General features: G+C 70.1%; 21 protein-coding genes. 7 read left to right on the top strand and 14 right to left on the bottom strand.

The window, feature by feature from the left end:
- The first annotated feature begins 76 nt into the window (after window positions 1-76).
- Window positions 77-1,951, top strand: a complete 1,875-nt coding sequence (locus ABZW11_RS24755) for a DUF3352 domain-containing protein (RefSeq protein WP_355421262.1) — start codon at window positions 77-79, stop codon at window positions 1,949-1,951.
- Between the two features lie 70 nt (window positions 1,952-2,021).
- Here ABZW11_RS24755 and ABZW11_RS24750 read toward each other — a convergent pair whose 3' ends face one another.
- From ABZW11_RS24750 to clpS, 5 genes are all read right to left on the bottom strand, one after another.
- A complete protein-coding gene (locus ABZW11_RS24750; protein ID WP_355421259.1) occupies window positions 2,022-2,969 on the bottom strand; it encodes a cysteine synthase in 948 nt (315 codons plus the stop codon).
- Window position 2,970: 1 nt separating this feature from the next.
- Entirely contained in the window at window positions 2,971-3,243 is a 273-nt protein-coding gene (locus tag ABZW11_RS24745; protein ID WP_355421256.1) for a MoaD/ThiS family protein, read from the bottom strand.
- Window positions 3,244-3,450: 207 nt separating this feature from the next.
- Window positions 3,451-3,852: a M67 family metallopeptidase gene (locus tag ABZW11_RS24740; protein WP_345397733.1), complete on the bottom strand. Its 402-nt coding sequence runs from the start codon at window positions 3,850-3,852 to the stop codon at window positions 3,451-3,453.
- Between the two features lie 9 nt (window positions 3,853-3,861).
- A complete protein-coding gene (locus tag ABZW11_RS24735; protein ID WP_355421252.1) occupies window positions 3,862-4,386 on the bottom strand; it encodes a DUF2017 domain-containing protein in 525 nt (174 codons plus the stop codon).
- Window positions 4,387-4,426: 40 nt separating this feature from the next.
- Window positions 4,427-4,720 carry an ATP-dependent Clp protease adapter ClpS gene (clpS, locus tag ABZW11_RS24730; protein ID WP_345397727.1) on the bottom strand — a complete coding sequence of 98 codons (294 nt, stop codon included), beginning with the start codon at window positions 4,718-4,720 and terminating at the stop codon, window positions 4,427-4,429.
- A gap of 46 nt (window positions 4,721-4,766) precedes the next feature.
- On the opposite strand from clpS, the gene ABZW11_RS24725 reads away from it, so the two are divergent.
- The 3 genes from ABZW11_RS24725 (at window position 4,767) to ABZW11_RS24715 (ending at window position 7,284) form a co-directional block, all read left to right on the top strand.
- Window positions 4,767-6,050, top strand: a complete 1,284-nt coding sequence (locus ABZW11_RS24725; RefSeq protein ID WP_355421249.1) for a nicotinate phosphoribosyltransferase — start codon at window positions 4,767-4,769, stop codon at window positions 6,048-6,050.
- 15 nt (window positions 6,051-6,065) lie between these two features.
- Complete coding sequence (locus tag ABZW11_RS24720; RefSeq protein WP_355421246.1) at window positions 6,066-6,635, top strand: nicotinamidase; 570 nt, start codon at window positions 6,066-6,068, stop codon at window positions 6,633-6,635.
- Between the two features lie 124 nt (window positions 6,636-6,759).
- Entirely contained in the window at window positions 6,760-7,284 is a 525-nt protein-coding gene (locus ABZW11_RS24715) for a hypothetical protein (RefSeq protein WP_355421244.1), read from the top strand.
- Window positions 7,285-7,290: 6 nt separating this feature from the next.
- On the opposite strand, the gene ABZW11_RS24710 is transcribed toward ABZW11_RS24715, so the two are convergent.
- The 7 genes from ABZW11_RS24710 to ABZW11_RS24680 all read right to left on the bottom strand — a co-directional run bounded on the left by ABZW11_RS24710 (window position 7,291) and on the right by ABZW11_RS24680 (window position 15,307).
- Window positions 7,291-7,668: an STAS domain-containing protein gene (locus tag ABZW11_RS24710; protein ID WP_355421241.1), complete on the bottom strand. Its 378-nt coding sequence runs from the start codon at window positions 7,666-7,668 to the stop codon at window positions 7,291-7,293.
- A gap of 179 nt (window positions 7,669-7,847) precedes the next feature.
- Window positions 7,848-9,599 (bottom strand): DEAD/DEAH box helicase, encoded by a 1,752-nt coding sequence (locus ABZW11_RS24705; RefSeq protein WP_355421238.1) that lies wholly within the window; start codon window positions 9,597-9,599, stop codon window positions 7,848-7,850.
- A 124-nt stretch (window positions 9,600-9,723) separates the two neighbouring features.
- Window positions 9,724-10,770 carry a hypothetical protein gene (locus ABZW11_RS24700; RefSeq protein WP_355421235.1) on the bottom strand — a complete coding sequence of 349 codons (1,047 nt, stop codon included), beginning with the start codon at window positions 10,768-10,770 and terminating at the stop codon, window positions 9,724-9,726.
- Between the two features lie 83 nt (window positions 10,771-10,853).
- Window positions 10,854-12,239, bottom strand: a complete 1,386-nt coding sequence (locus ABZW11_RS24695) for an MFS transporter (RefSeq protein ID WP_355421232.1) — start codon at window positions 12,237-12,239, stop codon at window positions 10,854-10,856.
- Window positions 12,240-12,262: 23 nt separating this feature from the next.
- Window positions 12,263-13,294, bottom strand: coding sequence for a zinc metalloprotease (locus tag ABZW11_RS24690; protein ID WP_355421229.1), 1,032 nt, complete (start codon window positions 13,292-13,294; stop codon window positions 12,263-12,265).
- Between the two features lie 75 nt (window positions 13,295-13,369).
- Window positions 13,370-13,627, bottom strand: a complete 258-nt coding sequence (locus ABZW11_RS24685; RefSeq protein ID WP_237101223.1) for a DUF3039 domain-containing protein — start codon at window positions 13,625-13,627, stop codon at window positions 13,370-13,372.
- An 84-nt stretch (window positions 13,628-13,711) separates the two neighbouring features.
- Complete coding sequence (locus ABZW11_RS24680) at window positions 13,712-15,307, bottom strand: DHA2 family efflux MFS transporter permease subunit (RefSeq protein ID WP_355421226.1); 1,596 nt, start codon at window positions 15,305-15,307, stop codon at window positions 13,712-13,714.
- Between the two features lie 150 nt (window positions 15,308-15,457).
- Here ABZW11_RS24680 and ABZW11_RS24675 point away from each other — a divergent pair, with 150 nt between their 5' ends.
- Window positions 15,458-16,081: a TetR family transcriptional regulator gene (locus ABZW11_RS24675; RefSeq protein WP_355421223.1), complete on the top strand. Its 624-nt coding sequence runs from the start codon at window positions 15,458-15,460 to the stop codon at window positions 16,079-16,081.
- A 7-nt stretch (window positions 16,082-16,088) separates the two neighbouring features.
- On the opposite strand, the gene ABZW11_RS24670 is transcribed toward ABZW11_RS24675, so the two are convergent.
- Entirely contained in the window at window positions 16,089-16,667 is a 579-nt protein-coding gene (locus tag ABZW11_RS24670) for a YqgE/AlgH family protein (RefSeq protein WP_355421221.1), read from the bottom strand.
- A gap of 111 nt (window positions 16,668-16,778) precedes the next feature.
- Here ABZW11_RS24670 and ABZW11_RS24665 point away from each other — a divergent pair, with 111 nt between their 5' ends.
- Window positions 16,779-17,285: a hypothetical protein gene (locus tag ABZW11_RS24665; RefSeq protein WP_355421218.1), complete on the top strand. Its 507-nt coding sequence runs from the start codon at window positions 16,779-16,781 to the stop codon at window positions 17,283-17,285.
- Here ABZW11_RS24665 and ABZW11_RS24660 read toward each other — a convergent pair.
- Entirely contained in the window at window positions 17,282-17,911 is a 630-nt protein-coding gene (locus ABZW11_RS24660) for a TetR/AcrR family transcriptional regulator (protein ID WP_355421215.1), read from the bottom strand. The genes ABZW11_RS24665 and ABZW11_RS24660 overlap by 4 nt on opposite strands.
- Window positions 17,912-18,010: 99 nt before the next feature.
- On the opposite strand from ABZW11_RS24660, the gene ABZW11_RS24655 reads away from it, so the two are divergent.
- Window positions 18,011-18,760: an IclR family transcriptional regulator gene (locus tag ABZW11_RS24655; RefSeq protein WP_345397677.1), complete on the top strand. Its 750-nt coding sequence runs from the start codon at window positions 18,011-18,013 to the stop codon at window positions 18,758-18,760.
- The last annotated feature ends 55 nt before the right edge of the window (window positions 18,761-18,815 follow it).

The following is an 18,815-nucleotide window of genomic DNA, read 5'->3' as shown; positions in this document are numbered from 1 at the left end:
CAGTACATTGCAAGCGCCCGTCTAGCAACATCAGCTACCTTCTCTGTGGTCAAAAGTCCACATTGTGAGTTGAGTGATGTCTGCTAACAATCCCCCCTATGGCCAGGATCCTGACCGGACCACGGCGTACAACTGGAACCAGGGGCAGCAGCCGGAGGGCGCGCCGGCGGCGCAGTATCCGGGGCAGCCTTACCCTCCCCAGCAGCCTTACGGGCAGCAGCCGGCTCAGGGGCAGGGGGCCTACGGCCAGCAGGCGTCCTACGGCCAGCAGCCCCCCTACAACCCCCAGTACGGCCAGCAGCCCCCTCAGCAGCAGCAGCCGTACGGCGGCCAGCAGGCCCAGGGCGGCTGGCAACAGCAGCCCCAGCAGCAGTACCCCCAGCAGGGCGGCTGGGACCAGCAGCAGCAGGGCTGGCAGTACGAGCAGCAGGGCCCGCAGCAGGGCCCGCAGCAGGGCGGCTGGCAACAGCAGGGCTGGCAGCAGCAGGGTCCTGAGGGCTTCGGCCCGGCGGAGCCCGCCAAGAAGGGCCGCAAGAGCTGGATCATCGCGGTGGCGGCGGCACTGGCCGTCGTCCTGCTCGGCGGCGGCGCGGTGTGGGCCGTGGGCGCACTCGGCGGCGGCGGCACCCAGCCGAGCGACGTCCTGCCGGCCGACGCGATCGCCTACGCCCGCCTCGACCTCGACCCGGCCGCGAACCAGAAGGTCGCGCTGTTCCAGCTCGCGAGCAAGTTCACCGCCACCAAGGACTCCTTCACCGGGGACGACCCGCGCAAGGCGCTGTTCGACCTGCTGAACGAGGACGGCGACAGCAAGATCGACTTCGCCAAGGACGTGGACCCCTGGCTGGGCAGCCGCGTCGGCTTCGCCGCCATGCCGTCGGGCAAGACGCAGCCCGACTTCGCGGTGGCCATCCAGATCACGGACGAGGAGGCCGCCAAGGCCGGCATCGCCAAGATCATGGAGAACGACAAGTACGGCATCGCCTTCCGCGACGACTACGCGCTGCTGACCCCGACCCAGGACCTCGCCACCAAGTACGCCCAGGCCGAGGGCAGCCTGTCGGACAACGCCGGGTTCAGCGAGGACATGGGCGCCCTCGGAGAGCAGGGCGTGCTGTCGTTCTGGGCCTCCATGGGCGGCCTGATCGAGCTCGCCAAGAAGGAGGTCCCGGCCGACCAGACCGCGATGCTCGACCAGGTCAAGGACGCCAGGTTCGCCGGCGCGCTGCGCTTCGACAGCGCCTACGTCGAGCTGGCCGGCGTCGTGCGCGGCGCCAAGGGCATGGCCCCGGAGGGCGACCTGCCCAAGGCGAACATCGGCACGCTGCCCGCCACCACGGCCGGCGCCGTCTCGATCTCCGGCCTCGACCAGGTGCTCACCAAGCAGTGGGCCGAGATCGAGAAGCAGGCGAGCGCGACCGGCGGCGCCCAGGTCGCGCAGATGCTGCAGCAGGTCAAGACCCAGTTCGGGCTGAGCCTGCCCGGTGACCTCGCCACCGTCGTCGGCAAGAACTTCACCGTCGCCGTCGACAGCGAGGGCCTGGACACCAACCAGATCAAGGGCGGCGTGCGGGTCGCCACCGACGCGGCCAAGGCGCAGGCGATCGTGGACAAGGTGCTGAACGCGATGTCGCAGAACGGCCAGCCCGCGCCGCAGATCGCCAAGGTCGCCGGCGACGGCGTCTTCACCGTGGCCACCTCCCAGGACTACGCGAAGAAGCTGGCCGAGGAGGGCACGCTGGGCGAGTCGGAGACGTTCCGGACGGCCATCCCGAACGCCGACGACGCCAACTACGCCATCTTCGTCGACCTGGACAAGATCGAGAAGCTGTACCTCGCGTCGATGCAGGGCGACGACAAGGCCAACGCCGAGGTGCTGCGGGCGGTCGGCCTGAGCGGCAGCCAGACCGACACCGAGGCGACGTTCTCGCTGCGCCTGCTGTTCAACTGACCCACCCGGAGAGAACGCGAAAGGCGGCCGGCCCCCTGAGGGGACCGGCCGCCTGGCGTTTCCGTGGAAATCAGGCCCAGAGCTGGCCTTCGAGGCGTTCCTCCGCCTCGTCGAGCGTGCCTTCGTACGCGCCCGTCGACAGGTATTTCCACCCGCCGTCGGCCACCACGAACACGACGTCGGCCCGCTGCCCCGCCTTGACCGCCTTCTTCGCCACCCCCAGCGCCGCGTGCAGCGCCGCGCCGGTGGAGACGCCGGCGAAGATGCCCTCGGCGGCCAGCAGCTCGCGGGTGCGCCGCAGCGCGTCGGCCGAGCCGACCGAGAAGCGGGTGGTCAGCACGGACTCGTCGTAGAGCTCGGGGATGAACCCCTCATCGACGTTGCGCAGCCCGTAGACCAGCTCGCCGTAACGCGGCTCGGCGGCGACGATCTGCACGTCGGGCACGTGCTCGCGCAGATAGCGCCCGACGCCCATGAGCGTGCCGGTGGTGCCGAGCCCGGCCACGAAGTGGGTGACCGTGGGCAGGTCGGCGAGGATCTCGGGGCCGGTGCTCTCGTAGTGGGAGCGCCAGTTGGCCGGGTTGCCGTATTGGTAGAGCATCACCCACGACGGGTTCTTCGCCGCCAGCTCCTTCGCCACCCGCACGGCCTCGTTGGAGCCGCCGGCGGCGGGCGAGGAGATGATCTCCGCGCCCCACATGCGCAGCAGCTGGCGGCGCTCCTCGGAGGTGTTCTCCGGCATCACGCAGATCAGCTTGTAGCCCTTGAGCTTGGCCGACATGGCGAGCGAGATGCCGGTGTTGCCGCTGGTGGGCTCAAGGATCGTGCAGCCGGGGGTGAGCAGCCCGTCCTTCTCGGCCTCCTGGATCATCCAGAGCGCCGGCCTGTCCTTGATCGACCCGGTCGGGTTGCGGTCTTCGAGCTTGGCCCAGACGCGCACCTCGCCGGAGGGCGACAACCGGGGCAGCCCGACCAGCGGGGTGCGCCCGACCGAGTCGATCAGCGAGTCGAAACGCATGTCATCCGCCGGCGACGGCAGGCAGGACGGTCACCGTGTCGCCGTCGGCCAACGGGGTGCCGAGACCGCCGAGGAAGCGGACGTCCTCGTCGTTCAGGTAGACGTTGACGAACCGGCGCAGGCTGCCGTCGTCGACCAGGCGGTCCTTGATGCCGGGGTGGCGGGACTCGAGATTGCTGATCAGCTCTTCGAGCGTGGCGCCCTCGGCGTTCACGGCCTTCGCGCCGTCGGTGTAGTTGCGCAGGATCGTCGGAATGCGTACCTCGATGGCCATCGCGGTCAGTCTCCTCAAGGTGTCAGTCGTCGTCCCATCGGCAGCAACACCGATGGAGGGGTGGGGATTCCATGGGCTCGTACGCCGATGGCGCCACGCGCGGACGGAGGTCCTACGGGCGGGAAACCGGCGGTTCGCCCGCCGGACAGTCGTAGACGACGACGGCAGGAGTGTGTGCGAACAGGAAGCTCTGCACAGGCCTGACCATCATGGGAGAAACCTTACCTCTTCCTCGGTGATCTGCCCGTCGAGGATCCGGTAGGAGCGGAACTCCACCTCGTTCTCGTCCCGCGTGGAGACCAGCACGTAGTGGGCGTCGGGCTCGGAGGCGTAGGAGACGTCGGTGCGCGACGGGTACGCCTCGGTGGCCGTGTGGGAGTGGTAGATGACGACGGGCTCTTCGTCGCGTTCGTCCATCTCCTTCCACACCCTGAACTGTTCCATCGAGTCGAAGCGGTAGAAGGTGGGCGAGCGCTCGGCGTTCTCCATCGGGATGAAACGCTCGGGCACGCCGTTACGGCCCGCGATGACGCCGCACGCCTCGTCGGGATGATCGGCGCGGGCGTGGGCGACGATCTTGTCCGCCAGTTCCTGCGAGATCGACAGCATGCCCGGAAGCTACCAGAGGGCCCGGACCAGGCTGTCCTGGAGGTAGGTCAGCCAGTCGTAGGTGACGTAGGCCGGGTAGCGGGGGTCGTCCTCGGACATGACCGCGATCTCGTCGTGGACCTCCTCGGTCACGTCGAGCTTGGTGCCGAGCGTCAGGCGCAGGTCGTTGAGCGAGCGCAGCCACGCCTGCGCCTCCTCGGCCGACAGCTCCGCCCGGCCCGCCCTGGCCGTGGCGTGCACGGTCTGGGCGTCGGCCCGCTTGCCGTCGCGCAGCGTCGCCTCGGTGTAGCGCCGGAACTCGGCGGAGTCGTCGTCGTCCTCGTACGCCGAGGGGAACAGCCTGGCCAGCACCGGATCGGACGGCGCCGCGCTGTCACCGATGCCGAGCGCCCGCTCGAGCGGGTCGTCGCTGGTCCGACCCGGCGAGACGATGCCCAGCATCATGGAGACCAGCGAGCGCAGCAGCGAGATCTCCGCCGCCTCGAACTCGGCGACGACGCCGCCGTCCTTGCCCCGCGAGAACCCCGAACTCACCTGTGCCTCTTCCCGGTAGGAGTGCCGTGACCCGTGGATCTCACTTGACCGAGTCCGGCTGGAGCGTCGCCCACAGGCCGTAGGAGTGGAGAATCTGCACATCCCTTTCCATCTCCTCGCGCGTGCCGCTGGACACGACGGCCTTGCCCTTGTGATGCACGTCGAGCATCAGTTTCTCGGCCTTCTCGCGGGTGTAGCCGAAGACCGTTTGGAAGACATAGGTCACGTAGGACATGAGGTTGACGGGGTCGTTCCAGACGATGGTCACCCATGGCAGATCGGGCCGGACGTCCGATGACGGACGCTCAACGGCGATTGGAGCGGTGCTACCCACATCCCCGAGTCTGCCCTATCTGGGCCGTAGTCTTCGAGTCGTGAGAATGACCATGAGCACTGCGTTGCTCACAGATCACTATGAGCTGACAATGTTGCAGGCCGCCCTGCGCAGCGGTGCGGCGCACCGGCGGGCGGTTTTCGAGGTGTTCGCCCGGCATCTCCCCGGTGGACGGCGTTACGGTGTCGTCGCAGGTATCGGGCGCGTCCTGGACGAGCTGGAACACTTCCGTTTCGGTGACAATGAACTCACCTTTCTGCGCGACCACCACGTCGTGGACGAGGCGACCCTGGCGTTTCTCGCCGATTACCGGTTTTCCGGCAACATCTACGGCTATCTCGAAGGCGATCTCTACTTCCCCGCCTCCCCGATCATGGTCGTGGAGGGCACGTTCGCCGAGGCCGTGCTGCTGGAGACGCTCACGCTGTCGATACTCAACCACGACTGCGCCATCGCCTCCGCCGCCTCCCGCATGACCAACGCGGCGGGCAAGCGGCCGATCATCGAGATGGGCTCGCGGCGTACGCACGAGCACGCCGCCGTGGCCGCCGCCAGAGCCGCCTACATCGCCGGGTTCGCCTCCACCTCCAACCTGATGGCCGGTCACCTGTACGGCGTGCCCACGGCCGGCACGGCGGCCCACGCGTTCACGCTGCTGCACGACAGCGAGCGCGACGCGTTCAAGGCCCAGATCGCCTCGCTGGGGCCGGAGACGACGCTGCTGGTGGACACGTACGACGTGGCCGAGGCCGTGCGCACCGCCGTCGAGCTGGCAGGACCCAAGCTGGGCGCGGTCCGCATCGACTCGGGCGACCTGGCCGCCGCCGCCCAGGAGGTACGCGAGCAGCTCGACTCGCTCGGCGCCTTCGACACCCGCATCCTCGTCACCTCCGACCTCGACGAGTACGCCATCGCCGCGCTCGCCGCCGCCCCCGTCGACGGCTACGGCGTCGGCACGTCCCTGGTGACCGGCTCAGGGGTGCCGACGGCGGCCCTGGTCTACAAGCTGGTGGCCCGCGAGACGGCCACGGGCAAGCTGGAGGCCGTGGCCAAGCGGTCGGTGGGCAAGCCGTCGCGCGGGGGGCGCAAGGACGCGTACCGGATATTCGACGCGGCCGGCCACGCCGAGACCGAGCTGATCACCACCGGCGGGCTCGTCCCCGAGGGCGGGGTGCCGCTGCTGCACGAGCTCGTCCGCGACGGCGAGGTCGTCGGCCGCGAGCCGCTGCCGGCCGCCCGCGACCGCCACGCCGCCGCCGTAGCCACCCTTCCCCAGGAGGCGCTGCAGCTCGGCAGGGGGTACGCGGCGATTCCGACCGAGTTCGCCTGACGTATGGTGCTACCTATGGGCACCGCGTTGATCATCGTTGACGTGCAGAACGACTTCTGCGAGGGCGGCAGCCTGGCCGTCGCGGGCGGGTCGCAGGTGGCCGCGGCGATCAGCCGCCACGTGGCCGGCCGCCCCTACGACCACGTCGTGGCCACCCGCGACTACCACGTCTCCCCCGGCGACCACTTCGCCGAGACCCCCGACTACGTGGCCGGCTGGCCCGCCCACTGCGTGGCCGGCTCGCCCGGGGCCGAGTTCCACCCCGACTTCGACGTCTCGAAGGTTGAGGAGGTCTTCAGCAAGGGGGCCTACGAGGCGGCCTACAGCGGCTTCGAGGGCGCCTCCGGCGACGAGGTGCCGCTGGATCAGTGGCTGCGCGAGCGCGGGGTCACGGAGGTCGACGTGGTGGGCATCGCGACCGACCACTGCGTCCGCGCCACCGCCCTCGACGCGGTCAAGCACGGCTTCGCGGTGCGGGTCCTGCTCGACCTGACGGCCGGCGTGGCCCCCGCGACGACGCAGGCGGCGCTGGCGGAGATGGAGCAGGCGGGCATCACCCTCAAGGGCGCCCCCGCCGTCGGCTGAGCCGATAACGATACGTACACAGTTTGCAACGCTGCGGTCATGTGATATCGAGGAGAACGGACCCCGCTCCGAAGCCGGAGTACCACGGAGAGTGATCACTCTTCCAAGCGGTGGGAGGTTCTCCATGCTGCCTCTGTCCCTCGGCGTGGCCTGGCTCGTCCTCGGGCCCCTCGCCCTGTGGTTGCTGGTCAGGGGCACCACGATCGACCGCGCCGCAGCCGTCGTGACACTGGTCCTGCTGGAGGCGGGCACCGTCGCCATGAGCGCGCTGCGCCCGCCGCCCGCACCCGCCGCCGAGCCCTCCCCGCCGGCCGCGACTGTCGCCGCCACCCCGGCCGTGCCGTCCTGCCATGGGCGCGCGCCCGTCCCCCGCACAGCCGACGTGAGCCGGCATCTGGTGCTGACGTGGCCCGCGGTCCCCGGCGAGTGCCGCACCGCCGAGGTCGTCGTGCTCCCCCGCGGCCACAAGCTGCTCATCTGGCTGTACGCGGCCGGCCGCACCGGCCGGGCACCCTCGCGCCACTCCTACACCCGGCCCGTCCACGTGAAGGACGGCACCGCCTCGCTGACGGTGCCCCTGCACCCGGAGACGGGCGTGGTGCCGGTCGACGGCCGCACCGGCCGCCCGATCCCCTCACGCGCCGCCTGAGCCGCGTCAGGCGTGGGTGACGGCCAGCCGCAGCGCGTCGTCGATCCTGGCGTACACCTCGAACGCGTGCCGCAGCCCCGTGATCGACAGCACCCGCGCCATGACCCCCTGCACCCCGCCCAGCACCAGCCTGGTGCCGCCCGCCTCGCAGTGCTGCATGAGGTGGACGAGCTCGTTCATGCCCATGGAGTCGCAGAACGAGACCTCGCTGAGGTCGAGGATCAGGAAGGGCTGGGGCAGCAGCTCCCAGATCTGCTGCAGGTGCTCCTGGAAGGTCGGCAACGCGTTGACGTCCAGCTCGCCTTCGAGCCTGACGATGATGGCGTTTCGAGAGAGGCCTGCAGTGACGGTGAGCGTCGGCTTGCCGGTGGCCTCAGACGACATGGGCAAAGTCCTTCTGCGTATCCCAAGACAGCCAAGAGTGGTTGTTGCCGGTTCCGCCGAGCTTCTAACAGAAGGCCAGTGCTCTGTGACCAAATGCGCATAGTCACGTACCGTGACGGCCATCCCCACCCTTGCTGACCTGCGCCTCGGCCGGCGGGCGCGCCCGCCGGCCGTGACGGTCAGCGGCGCTGGGTGGCCCAGCGGCGGATCATGGCGATGCGCTCCTGGATCTGCTCCACCGTCGCCTGCGCGATCGGCGGCCCGCCGCACGCCCGCCGCAGCTCGTTGTGGATCACCCCGTGGGGCTGGCCGGTGCGGTGGTTCCAGGCGCCGACGAGGCCGTTGAGCTCGCGCCGCAGCTCGGCGATCTGCTCGTGGGGCGCGAGCTCCTGCCGGGGCTCAGCGGTCTGCTGCTTACGCCTGGCCGCCTGCTGGTCGGACTGCCGCTTGCGCAGCAGCGTGGCCACCTGGTCGGGCTCGAGCAGGCCGGGCAGGCCGAGGAAGTCCTCCTCCTCGGCGGAGCCGATCTCCGCGCCCGTGCCGAACTCACCGCCGTCGAACAGCACCCGGTCGAACGTCGCCGACGTCTCCATGGTCTCGAACGGCAGCTCGTCGCCGAGGACGTCGGGGTTGTCCTTTTGCCGGTTGGCCTGGTCGAGCAGGGTGTCGTCGAGGCCGTCCTCGGGTGGCCGCTTGTTGAGCACATGGTCGCGCTCGGCCTCCATCTCGTTGGCCAGGCCCATGAGGGTCGGCACCGAGGGGAGGAAGACGGACGCGGTCTCGCCGCGCTTGCGGGCGCGCACGAAGCGGCCCACGGCCTGGGCGAAGAAGAGCGGGGTCGAGGTGGAGGTGGCATAGACGCCCACGCACAGGCGCGGGATGTCGACGCCCTCGGACACCATGCGGACGGCGACCAGCCAGCGGTCCTCCGAGGCCGCGAACTGCTTGATCTTCTTCGACGCGCCGGGGTCGTCGGACAGCACGACCGTGGCGCCCTCGCCGGTGATGTTGCGCAGGTGGCGGGCGTAGGCGCGGGCGGTCTCGTGGTCGGTGGCGATGACCAGGCCGCCGGCGTCGGGCACGCCTCTGCGCACCTCGGTGAGCCGGCGGTCGGCGGCCTGCATGACCTGGCGGATCCAGTCGCCCTTGGGGTCGAGCGCGGCCCGCCACGCCTGGGAGAGCTGGTCTTTGGTGAGCGGGGTGCCGAGCGTCGCGGCGATCTCGTCGCCGGCGCGGGTGCGCCACTTCATCTCGCCGGAGTAGGCGAGGAAGATCACTGGACGGACGACGCCGTCGGCGAGCGCGGGGCCGTAGCCGTAGGAGTAGTCGGAGACGCTGCGCTTGACGCCCTCGCCGTCCTCCTCGTAGGCGACGAACGGGATGGGGTTGTCGTCGGACCTGAACGGCGTGCCGGTGAGCTGCAGCCGCCGGGTGGCGGGCTCGAACGCCTCGCGCACGCCGTCGCCCCACGACTTGGCGTCGCCGGCGTGGTGGATCTCGTCGAAGATGATGAGCGTCTTGCGGGCCTCGGTGCGCGCCCTGTGGAGCGCGGGATGCATGGCGACCTGCGCGTAGGTCACCGCCACCCCGGTGTAGTCGCGCGAGGTGGTGCCCTGGCTGTTCTTGAACTCGGGATCGATGGCGATGCCCACCTTGCCCGCGGCGTCGGCCCACTGGCGCTTGAGGTGCTCGGTGGGCGTCACGATGGTGATCGCTTTGATCACCCCGTTGGCGAGCAGTTCGCTGGCGATGCGCAGGGCGTAGGTGGTCTTGCCGGCGCCCGGCGTCGCCACGGTGAGGAAGTCACGCGGCTCGCGCCTGAAGTAGAGGTCGAACGCCTCCTGCTGCCAGGCCCTGAGCTTGGGAGCGGTGCCCCATGCGGCGCGGTCTGGATAGGAAGGCGAAAGGTGGGACGCGGCGAAGGTGCTCACCGCATCACCTCTGAGGTTGGTGTGCTTCGCTCTCTCACAGTGACCCAAGGGTAATCGGGCCCACCGACAAGACGTGCCGTGAGACGAGGATTCTGGCCAACGTTCTCCTCACGTGCTATGCGGCTTATCGGAGGCTCGTCAGCACCGTGTCGAGTGCCTGCCTGCGGCTTTCCTCCTCTGGCTGGAGCAGCCCGAGCAGCAGCACCGGCTTGCCCTGGCGAGTGACGAGCATCACGCGCAGGTACGCCGGCCGGTTGACCACGTCGCGGTATTCGGCGCGCAGCGCCCGCGTGTGGCCGTCCTGGGTGCGGCGGTCGTCCACGACCGTGACGCGGTCGCCCTTGAGCAGCAGCTTGGAGTAGAGCTCGGTGGCCTGGGCCGTGGCCTTCTTGGCGTCCTCGATCGGCCCCTCCATCGGGCGGGCCATCACGAGCCCGCCGGCGTCGTCGCGAGCGACCGAGGTGAAGCCCGTGACCGGGGGCACCGGGTCCGTCTGCCAGCCCTCGGGGAGTGTCGCCGTCACGCCGGCCCGCGGGTCGCTCAGGCGGCCTGGCTCGGGCTCCTCGGCGACGAAGCGCGGGGCGGTGACCATGGCCGCCGCCACGAGCGCCGCTGCCGCCGCCAGGGCCGTCAGCACGGCGGCCACCTTCCGCGGCGTCCCCGTGCCGCTCTGCGCGACTCCCGCGCGCTGTCCGGGGGCGGTGGGAGCGCCGTAGAGGTGCGCCGACGGCGGCAGGTCGTCGGAGTCGTCGCGGGCCGCGCGGCGGATGCGCGGGCTCCACGACGGCTCGTCCGCGTCGTCCGGGTCGTCCTCGTTCCAGAACGACTCGTCCGGCTCCAGGTCGAGCGGATGCCGCCGCTGCTGCCGGTCTTCGGCACGGGCCCACCCTGAGCCGTCGGAGCGGCCCCACTCCGCGTCGTCGGGCGGCTCGTCGCGGCGCCCCCAGCCGGCCGGCGGCTCGGACAGGGGCGCGGCGGGGCGGGCCTCCGCCCAGTGTTGCTCGGCCCGCCGGCGTTCGACCAGGCGCTGCTGATCCTGGTACGGCGGCCGCGTCCTCTTGGGGCGCGGCGGCGGGACGTCGTCGGGCGGGGCCGGGTCGGGGGGAGGCGACGGCGGGCGGCGGTGCCTGGGCCCCGGTTGCGGGGGCCAGACCCGGTGATCATCGTCCATGTCACCTCCTCGCCCGCTGTCCTATCACTCCTGGCGACCGGTGACAGGCGAACTGTGACCGGTGTGACGGGAGGGACGTAATTTCAGCGCGTACGACCGGCGAGCAGCGTCCCGCTGAGCGCGATGGCCGCCATGAGGCCCGAGATGACGAGGAACCCGGCGGCGATCTGCTGCGGCGCGTGACCGATCACGTTCACCAGCGCGCCGCCGATCCCGACGGACAGCGCCGAGCCGAGCTGGTCGGAGACCGACAGCGAGGCCGAGTTCGCGCCCTGCTCGTTGACCGGCGACTGCTTGAGCGCGGTGACGTTGGTGGTGGTGATGCCGTAGCCCATGCCGAGCCCGGCCAGGATCCACGCCGGCACGGCGATCCACCCCGTGACGCCCGGGAGCACGGACAGCAGGCTGACCAGGATGCCGGCGGTGACGCAGCCGGCGCCCAGCCTGATGCGCCTGTGCGGGTCGGCGGACTGCCTGCTCTGCAGGTACGCCCCGGCCGACCAGCCCAGCGCGCCCGTGGTGAGCGCGATGCCGGCCGTGGTGGTCTCGAACCCCTTCACCTCCTGCAGAGCCAGCGGGATGAAGGAGTTGACCCCGAAGAACGAGGCCGAGAAGAACCCGCGCATGAGGACGGTCGTCGGCAGCCCGCGCCGCAGCACCAGCGAGCCCGGCGGCAGCAGCCGGTAGAGGCCGAGGACGAGCAGCGCCAGCCCGGCCACGCTCGCCACCGCGGCGGGCAGGACGTCGCGGTGCAGCCCGTCCACGCCGTACAGCAGCAGCCCCGCGCCGCCGGCGGTCGAGGTGGCGGCCAGCGTCATCGCCACCGGCTTGGAGCGCGGCCCGGTGCCGGGCTGGGCCTCGTGCGCCGAGCCCATCCGCAACGCCGGTACGAGCATCACCAGCGCGGGAATGACCAGCGGGACGATGCCGTAGAAGACGTAACGCCAGCCCCACGTGTCGCCGACGAACCCGGCCACGGACGGCCCCACCATGGCGGGCACGACCCAGGCGGCCGACAGCGCGGCGAACGCCTTCGGCCGCACGTCCATGGGGTAGACGCGGGCGATCATCACGTACAGGGCGACGATCGCGGAGCCGCCGCCGAGTCCCTGCACGACCCGCGCCAGCAGGAACATCTCCGCGGACGACGCGGCGCCGGCCAGCCCCATGCCGGCCGCGAACAGCACCACCCCGGCCAGGAACGGCGCCGGGTAGCCGCGCTTGTCGGACCAGAGCCCGGAGACGACGTTCATGAACAGGCTGGCGATGAGGAAGGCGGAGAAGCTGATGCCGTAGAGGTCGAGGGCGTTCAGCTCCTTGGCGATGGACGGCATCACCACACCGACCGACATGCCCTCGAAGGCGATCAGCGTGACCACCAGGAGGATCCCTAACGTGGCCGCCCGGTACGCGGAGTCGAAGATGCCAGGCGGTTTTGTGGGAGTGTCGAGTGCTTTTGGTGCTGTCACCCCGACATCGTAGTTCGCCCCGTTCAGGCCGCGGACGAGGCCCGGAACGCGGCCCACATCTCGTGCATCCGGTGCGCCTGGCCTGCGGTGAACTCCCACATGCAGCGGTCGTGGGCGTAGTCCATGAAGTTGTGCGCCGGGTCCTTGCCGGGCCGGTCGGCGCAGGTGTCCTTGTCCTGCGGGCACGCCTCGGTGGGCCTGGCCTCGGCCGGCGTGTCGTCGATGCCGTCGCCGGGCTCGCGGCAGCCGTTCTCGAACGTGTGGAACAGGCCGAGCCAGTGGCCGATCTCGTGCACGCCGGTGAAGCCCTGGTTGTAGTTGGTCATCGCGCCGCCCGGCAGGCTCCGCCAGTCGATCACGACGCCGTCGAGCGCGGGGGCGCCCGCGTACCAGTAGGGGTAGCTGGCGAAGCCCAGCATCAGCTCGCTGAGCTGGGCGATGTAGAGGTTGAGCGTGTCGGCTCCGCCTTCGTGCAGGGCCTTCTTCATGACCTTCTCGTTGCCGACGGGGTCGGTGAACCAGGCCGCGCTGCGCCGGACCGAGACGTCGTCGAGGCGGAAGCGCACGCCGGTGTCCACGCCGCCGAACTTGCCGGCGTACGCGGCGTTGAGCACCTCGATCTGGGCCTTGACCGTCTCGTCGGAGACCTGGCGGTCGGGGGTGGAGGCGATCACGTGCACGCGGGTGGGCACGGTGATGTGGGTCGGCGGGGTGACCCCGGCCAGGCGGCGGCCGAGCTCGCCGACGACCTTGGCGACGTCTTCCGGCTTGGGCGAGCGCGGCACGGGCGCGCGAGCAGGGCCGGGCATCGGATGCTGCCCGGCGTGGTGCCCAGCGCGGCGCTCGGCGTGGTGCTCGGCGTGGTGCGTGACGTGCCGGCCCGAGCGGTGCCCAGGGTGCTGCTCGGCGTGTTGCTCCCCCGCACACCGATCCGCCGGCGCGGCCCCCGACCTCAGCGCGGCGCCGGCGCCCGCCGCCGATCCGTCAGGAAGTGGCGGGATGAGCCCGGCGGCGAGCAGGCATGCCAACGAGACGGCGGTCGCGCGCCGGACCATGCATATCCCCCACGGCTTGAGACGATCTGGCTACAGACCGTAACCCTCCGTGCGGGGATTAGCGCACAGCAACACTCACTGCTTGTCGTCGCCCTCGCCGCCACCGGGAGGCAGACCTTCGTAGATCTCCTTGCACTCCGGGCAGACCGGATATTTCTTGGGGTCGCGGCTGGGCACCCAGATCTTGCCGCACAGGGCGCGAATGGGCGTGCCGGTCACCATGCTCTCGGTGATCTTGTGCTTGTCCGCGTAGTGGGCGAACCGCTCGTGATCGCCGTCGCCGTGCGACGTCCGCGGAGTGGTCTCCTGCTCTGGGAGGATCTTCGTGCTCACCCCATCGAGTTTATGCCCGTCCACGACCCCGCACAGCGCGACGGCCCCCGCCCGCGAGGGACGGAGGCCGTACGTGAGAAGGGATCAGCCCACGTGGACGGGAGCGCCCTCGGTCTTCCTTCCGGCCCTGACGAACATCGTCAGCGCGGCGGTCAGCACCGCGATGCAGGTGCTCACCACGAAGGCGAGGTGCATGCCGTCCATGAAGGAGTGGTGCACGGCGCTGACGATGGGCTCGGGCAGCCCGGGCGGCGCCGCGCCGAAGGCGGCGGCCTTCTCCAGCGCCGTCATCTGCTCCGGCGGGATCTGCTGGGCGATCGGGCCGAGGTAGCCGGGCATCTTGCTGGAGATCTCAGACGCCATCACGGCGCCCAGGATCGCGGTGCCGAGCGCACCGCCGACCTGCATGGCCGACTGCTGCACGCCACCGGCGACGCCGCTCAGCTCGACGGGAGCGTTGCCGACGATGATCTCGGTGGCGCCCACGAAGACCGGCGAGAGACCGAAGGCCAGCAGCACGAACGGGATGCCGCTCTCGATGAACGAGGCGTCGATGCCGAGCCGCGACATGAGGAACATCGCGAACGCGGTGATCAGCAGACCGCCCGCCATGGTGATCTTCGGGCCGAACCTGCTCAGCATCATGCCGGCCAGCGGCGAGGCGACAATCATGCCCGCGCTCATCGGCAGCATGCGCAGGCCGGCGTCCAGCGGTTCGAGCCCGTGCACGCCCTGGAAGAAGAAGCCCAGGAAGAACATCGCGCCGAACATCGCGAAGGCGACCATCATCATCAGGAACGTGCCGATGGAGATGGACGGGTTGGCGAACAGCGACAGCGGGACCAGCGGCTGGCTCGCCCGGCTCTGCCAGAAGACGAACAGGCCGATGAGCACCACGAACACGGCGAGGAAGGTCAGCGTCGTGCTGTCACCCCAGCCCCAGTCGGGGGCTTTGATGATCATCCAGACCAGCGAGAACATCGCGCCGGACAGCAGCACCACGCCGAGCCAGTCGATCCTGGCCAGGCTCTTGGCGCGGTTCTCCTTGATCAGGATGATGCCCATGACCAGCGCGATGACGCCCACGGGGGCGTTGATGAAGAAGACCGACTCCCAGTTGCCACCGCCGACGAGCAGGCCGCCCACGATCGGGCCGGCCGCGCTGGACAGGCCGATGATGGCGCCCCAGGCGCCCATCGCCTGGTTCAGCTTCGGCCCGGGGAACGCGCTGCGCAGCAGCGCCAGGGCGGCGGGCTGCAGCAGGGCGCCGAACAGGCCCTGCAGCACGCGCAGGCCGATCAGCGCGCCGATGGGCGTGACACCGGGAACGACGTCGGCGAGCTCGGCACTGAAGCCGATGCCCACCGACGAGACGGCGAAGCCCCCCACACCGATGAGAAAGACGCGCTTGTGCCCGAACAGGTCACCGAGCTTGCCGGCGGTGATCAAGAAGACCGCGAGCGCCAGCAGATAGCCGCTGGTCACCCACTGCAGGTCGGAGAGCGACGCCTTGAGGTCCGTCTGGATGACCGGGTTGGCGATGCCGACGACCGTGCCGTCGAGCATCACCATGATGACGCCCAGACTGACCGCCAGCAGAACGAGCCACGGGTTGCCCCCGGTCCCCGTGCCGGCCGGGCCGGGCGATGGCGGTGCGTCGACCGCCTTCGCGTGAGCCATTAAGTCCCCCTATTTCCACAGATCGCCCCACACCGGGGCAGAAAAGTCCTAAGCCTCCGGTAATCTATGGCACAGGGTGACACTTCACAACTGACTTAAACTCGGCGGACTATGACTTATGGCACACTATGACAGTTTTGTGTCAAGGAGATGACAACCGTGGGTCTGCGGGAACGCAAGAAAGAGAAGACGCGCCTGGCGATCCTTGACGCGGCGCTCGATCTCTTCCTCGAACAAGGATACGAATCGACCACCGTGGAGCAGATCGCGGGGGCCGTCGAGATCTCCCCCCGCACCTTCTTCCGCTACTTCACCAGCAAGGATCACCTGGTGCTGTGGTTCCACGACCACGGCGAGGAGATCATGCTCGACGCCCTGGCCGAGCGCCCGCACGACGAGCCGCCGTTCGCCTCGCTCATGTGGGGCCTGCGCGCCCTGCTCGCCGACCTGGATGAGTCAACGCCCGAGGACGCGGAGAGGTTCCTCAAGCTTCGCAGATTGTTCGAGTCGCACCCGCACCTGGTCGGCCTCTCGGCGGCCAGAGGCGCCGAGACCGAGCGGCGGCTGGCGGAGAAGGTGGCCGCCCGCCGCGGCACCGACCCCGACGAGGACCAGCTCGCTCACCTGATCGTGGCGTTCGCGATGTCCACCATGCGGGTCGGGTTCGAGTGCCCGCGCCGCGACGCCCCGATGGCGGAGATCAAGGAGCGGATGGCACAGACCCTGGAGCTGACCGAGCGCTGCCTGCGGCCCGGGTGGGACCAGCAGCCCTGAGCCGGCCTCAGTTCATCGTCGGGTCGTCGGGGCAGGTCGCCACGAACGCCAGCTCCCCGCGCTGGCGGCGCAGCACCTGGCGCCACAGGGAGGACGGGTCGGCGTGGAAGGTGTCGCCGACCTCGGAGTCGACGACGTACCAGGCCCCTTCGGCGATCTCGCTCTCCAGTTGTCCCGACGTCCAGCCCGCGTAACCGGCGAAGATGCGCATCTGGGCGATCTCGCCCTGGAGGATCTCGGGGGGCGCGTCGAGGTCGACCGTGCCCAGCCTGGCCACCGCGTCGGTGCCCGCGTGCAGCCGGCGCCAGCCCAGCGGCTCCTCGCCGCTCGGCACCGCGGCGAGCGCGAGCGCGCTGTCGGTCTGTACGGGCCCGCCCTCGAACAGCACCGGCGGCCCGGTCACCAGCGGATCCCAGACCGGCAGGACCTGGGTCACCGAGATGTCGCTCGGCCTGTTGAGCACGACGCCCAGGGTGCCGCCGTCGTGGTCGTGTTCGAGGATGAGCACGACGCTACGCCGGAAGTTGGGGTCGTCGAGAAGCGGCGTCGCCACCAACAAACCGCCGACGTAGATCGCTTCCGCCATACCTCCATCATGAAGGCTCCGGTGGGGTGCGCGCTCCCCCGAGCCCCCCATGTTACTTTTCGTGCACGCTTGGGAACTTTAGGTAGCGAAGATCACATTCGGGGGGAGCACATGCGCATCGGTACTCGTCTCGTCCTGGTCTGCCTCCCTTTGGGAGCTTTCCTGCTCTTCCTGACCCTGCCGGCCCACGCCTGGCCGGGGTCGGACACCGGTGACCCGTTCACGATGACGGTGGACGGCGTGGCCTGCCGTACCGGCCGCGCCACCGTACGCCTGCACAACCAGACCCGCCGGCTGGCCAGGTTCGACCTGAAGTCCGACGGGGTCAGCGTGGCCAGCGGCTCGATCCCGGCACGCAAGACGATCGTCCGGCACGTACGGGTGGCAAGGGGCAGCGGCGCCGAGATCGAGGCGTTCTCGGTGAGCGACAACACCCCCGAGACGCTGATCGACTCCACCCGGCTGGAGAACGACTGCCCGTGGGGCCACCACCGCAAGCAGCTGCCGTTCACGGGCCCGCCCACCGATCTCCTGGCCAAGCTCGCGACGGCGGGCGGCATGGTGGTGATGGGCGGGATCCTGTGGTGGTACGGCTCGATCTGGCCGCGCTCGTCCTAAGGGGAGCGGTCTCCTGCGGTCACGAAGGCTCCCGCCCTGGCGGCGGCCAGCGCGCGGGCCACGGACGCCTCCGCGACCTCCCGGGTGACCGGCTCGCGCGTGACGACCAGCCGGTAGTAGAGCGGCGCTGAGACGGCTCTGATGAGCTCCTCCGCATGGGTGCCCTGGGGCAGCTCGCCCCTGGCGACGGCGAGCTCCACGACGGTGGCCCACTCGTCGATGCGGCGCAGGTAGAAGGTGCGCAGCGCGAGCGCCGCCTGCTCGTCGCTGGTGGCAGCGGCGATGACGGCCTGGAGCGTGACACCGAGCCGCGGGTCGTTGAGCGCCTCCATCACCATCAGCGCGTTGGCCCGCAGGTCACCCTCGACGCTTCCGGTGTCGGCGTGCGGGGAGGACTGGTTGGCGAACTCGTTCATGAGATCGGTCACGAGGCCGGCGGGGCTTCCCCAGCGCCGGTAGACGGTGGTCTTGCCGACGCCCGCCCTGGCCGCGATCTGATCCATGGTCAACGCGTGGAAGCCGTGCTCGACCAGCGCGTCCTGCGTGGCCTCCAGGACGGCGGCGCGCACCCGCGCGGTACGGCCACCCGGCCGTACGGTTCCCGCGGAACGGGAGGGTTGGTCCATCGAGTCTCCTCGCCGCATAGCCGACAATATTATCGAAACTCTTGTTCCATTAGCCGTCCGTTCGGCATTACCGAACGATACTGCGCTAGGGTCGCTCCTGTGGGAGAGACGATTCAGTCCGTCGAACGAGCCGCCGCGATCCTGCGGCTGCTCGCCTCCGGCCCGCGACAGCTCGGGGTCGCCGAACTGGCCAGAGCCCTGGGCCTGCCGAAGGGGACGCTACACGGCATCCTGCGGACTCTGGTGCGCGTCGGGTTCGTCGAGCAGGACCAGGCGACGGGAAAGTACCGCCTCGGGGCCACGCTGCTCCACCTCGGCAGCAGCTACCTCGACGTCAACGAGCTGCGCGGCAGGTCGATCAACTGGGCCGACGCGCTGGCCGGCCGCAGCAGGGAGAGCGCCTGGATCGGCACCCTGCACGAGGACCACGTGCTGGTCATCCACCACGTCTTCAGGCCCGACGACAGCATGCAGACCCTCCAGGTGGGCACGTATCTGCCGGTGCACGCCAGCGCGCTCGGCAAGGTGCTGCTCGCCTACGACCCGTACGACGAGCCGCCCGCGGCCCCTCTGGAGCCCTACACCAAGCACACGCTGGCCGATCCCGCCGCGCTGGCGGCGGAGCTCGACCGGGTCAGGTCGCGCGGCTGGGCGTGCGAGATGGAGGAGCTGACCGAGGGCGAGGTGGCCATCGCCGCGCCCATCAAGGACCCGCGCGGCATCGTCGTGGGCGCGATCGGCATCCGCGGCGCCGTCGAGCGGCTGGCGCCCGGCGGCGAGCTGCACATGGAGTTCGTCTCCTACGTCCGCGACGCGGCCCGGGCGATAAGCCGTGACCTGGCCAGATGACACTTGAACACCTACCAGTCACCCCATAGCATTCGTTCGGCCAGACCGTTCGACA

The sequence above is a fragment of the Nonomuraea sp. NPDC004580 genome, from assembly GCF_040609855.1.
Lineage (GTDB): Bacteria > Actinomycetota > Actinomycetes > Streptosporangiales > Streptosporangiaceae > Nonomuraea > Nonomuraea salmonea.
The sequence above is the reverse complement of the archived record's forward strand: the minus strand, read 5'-3'. Positions and strand labels throughout refer to the sequence as shown.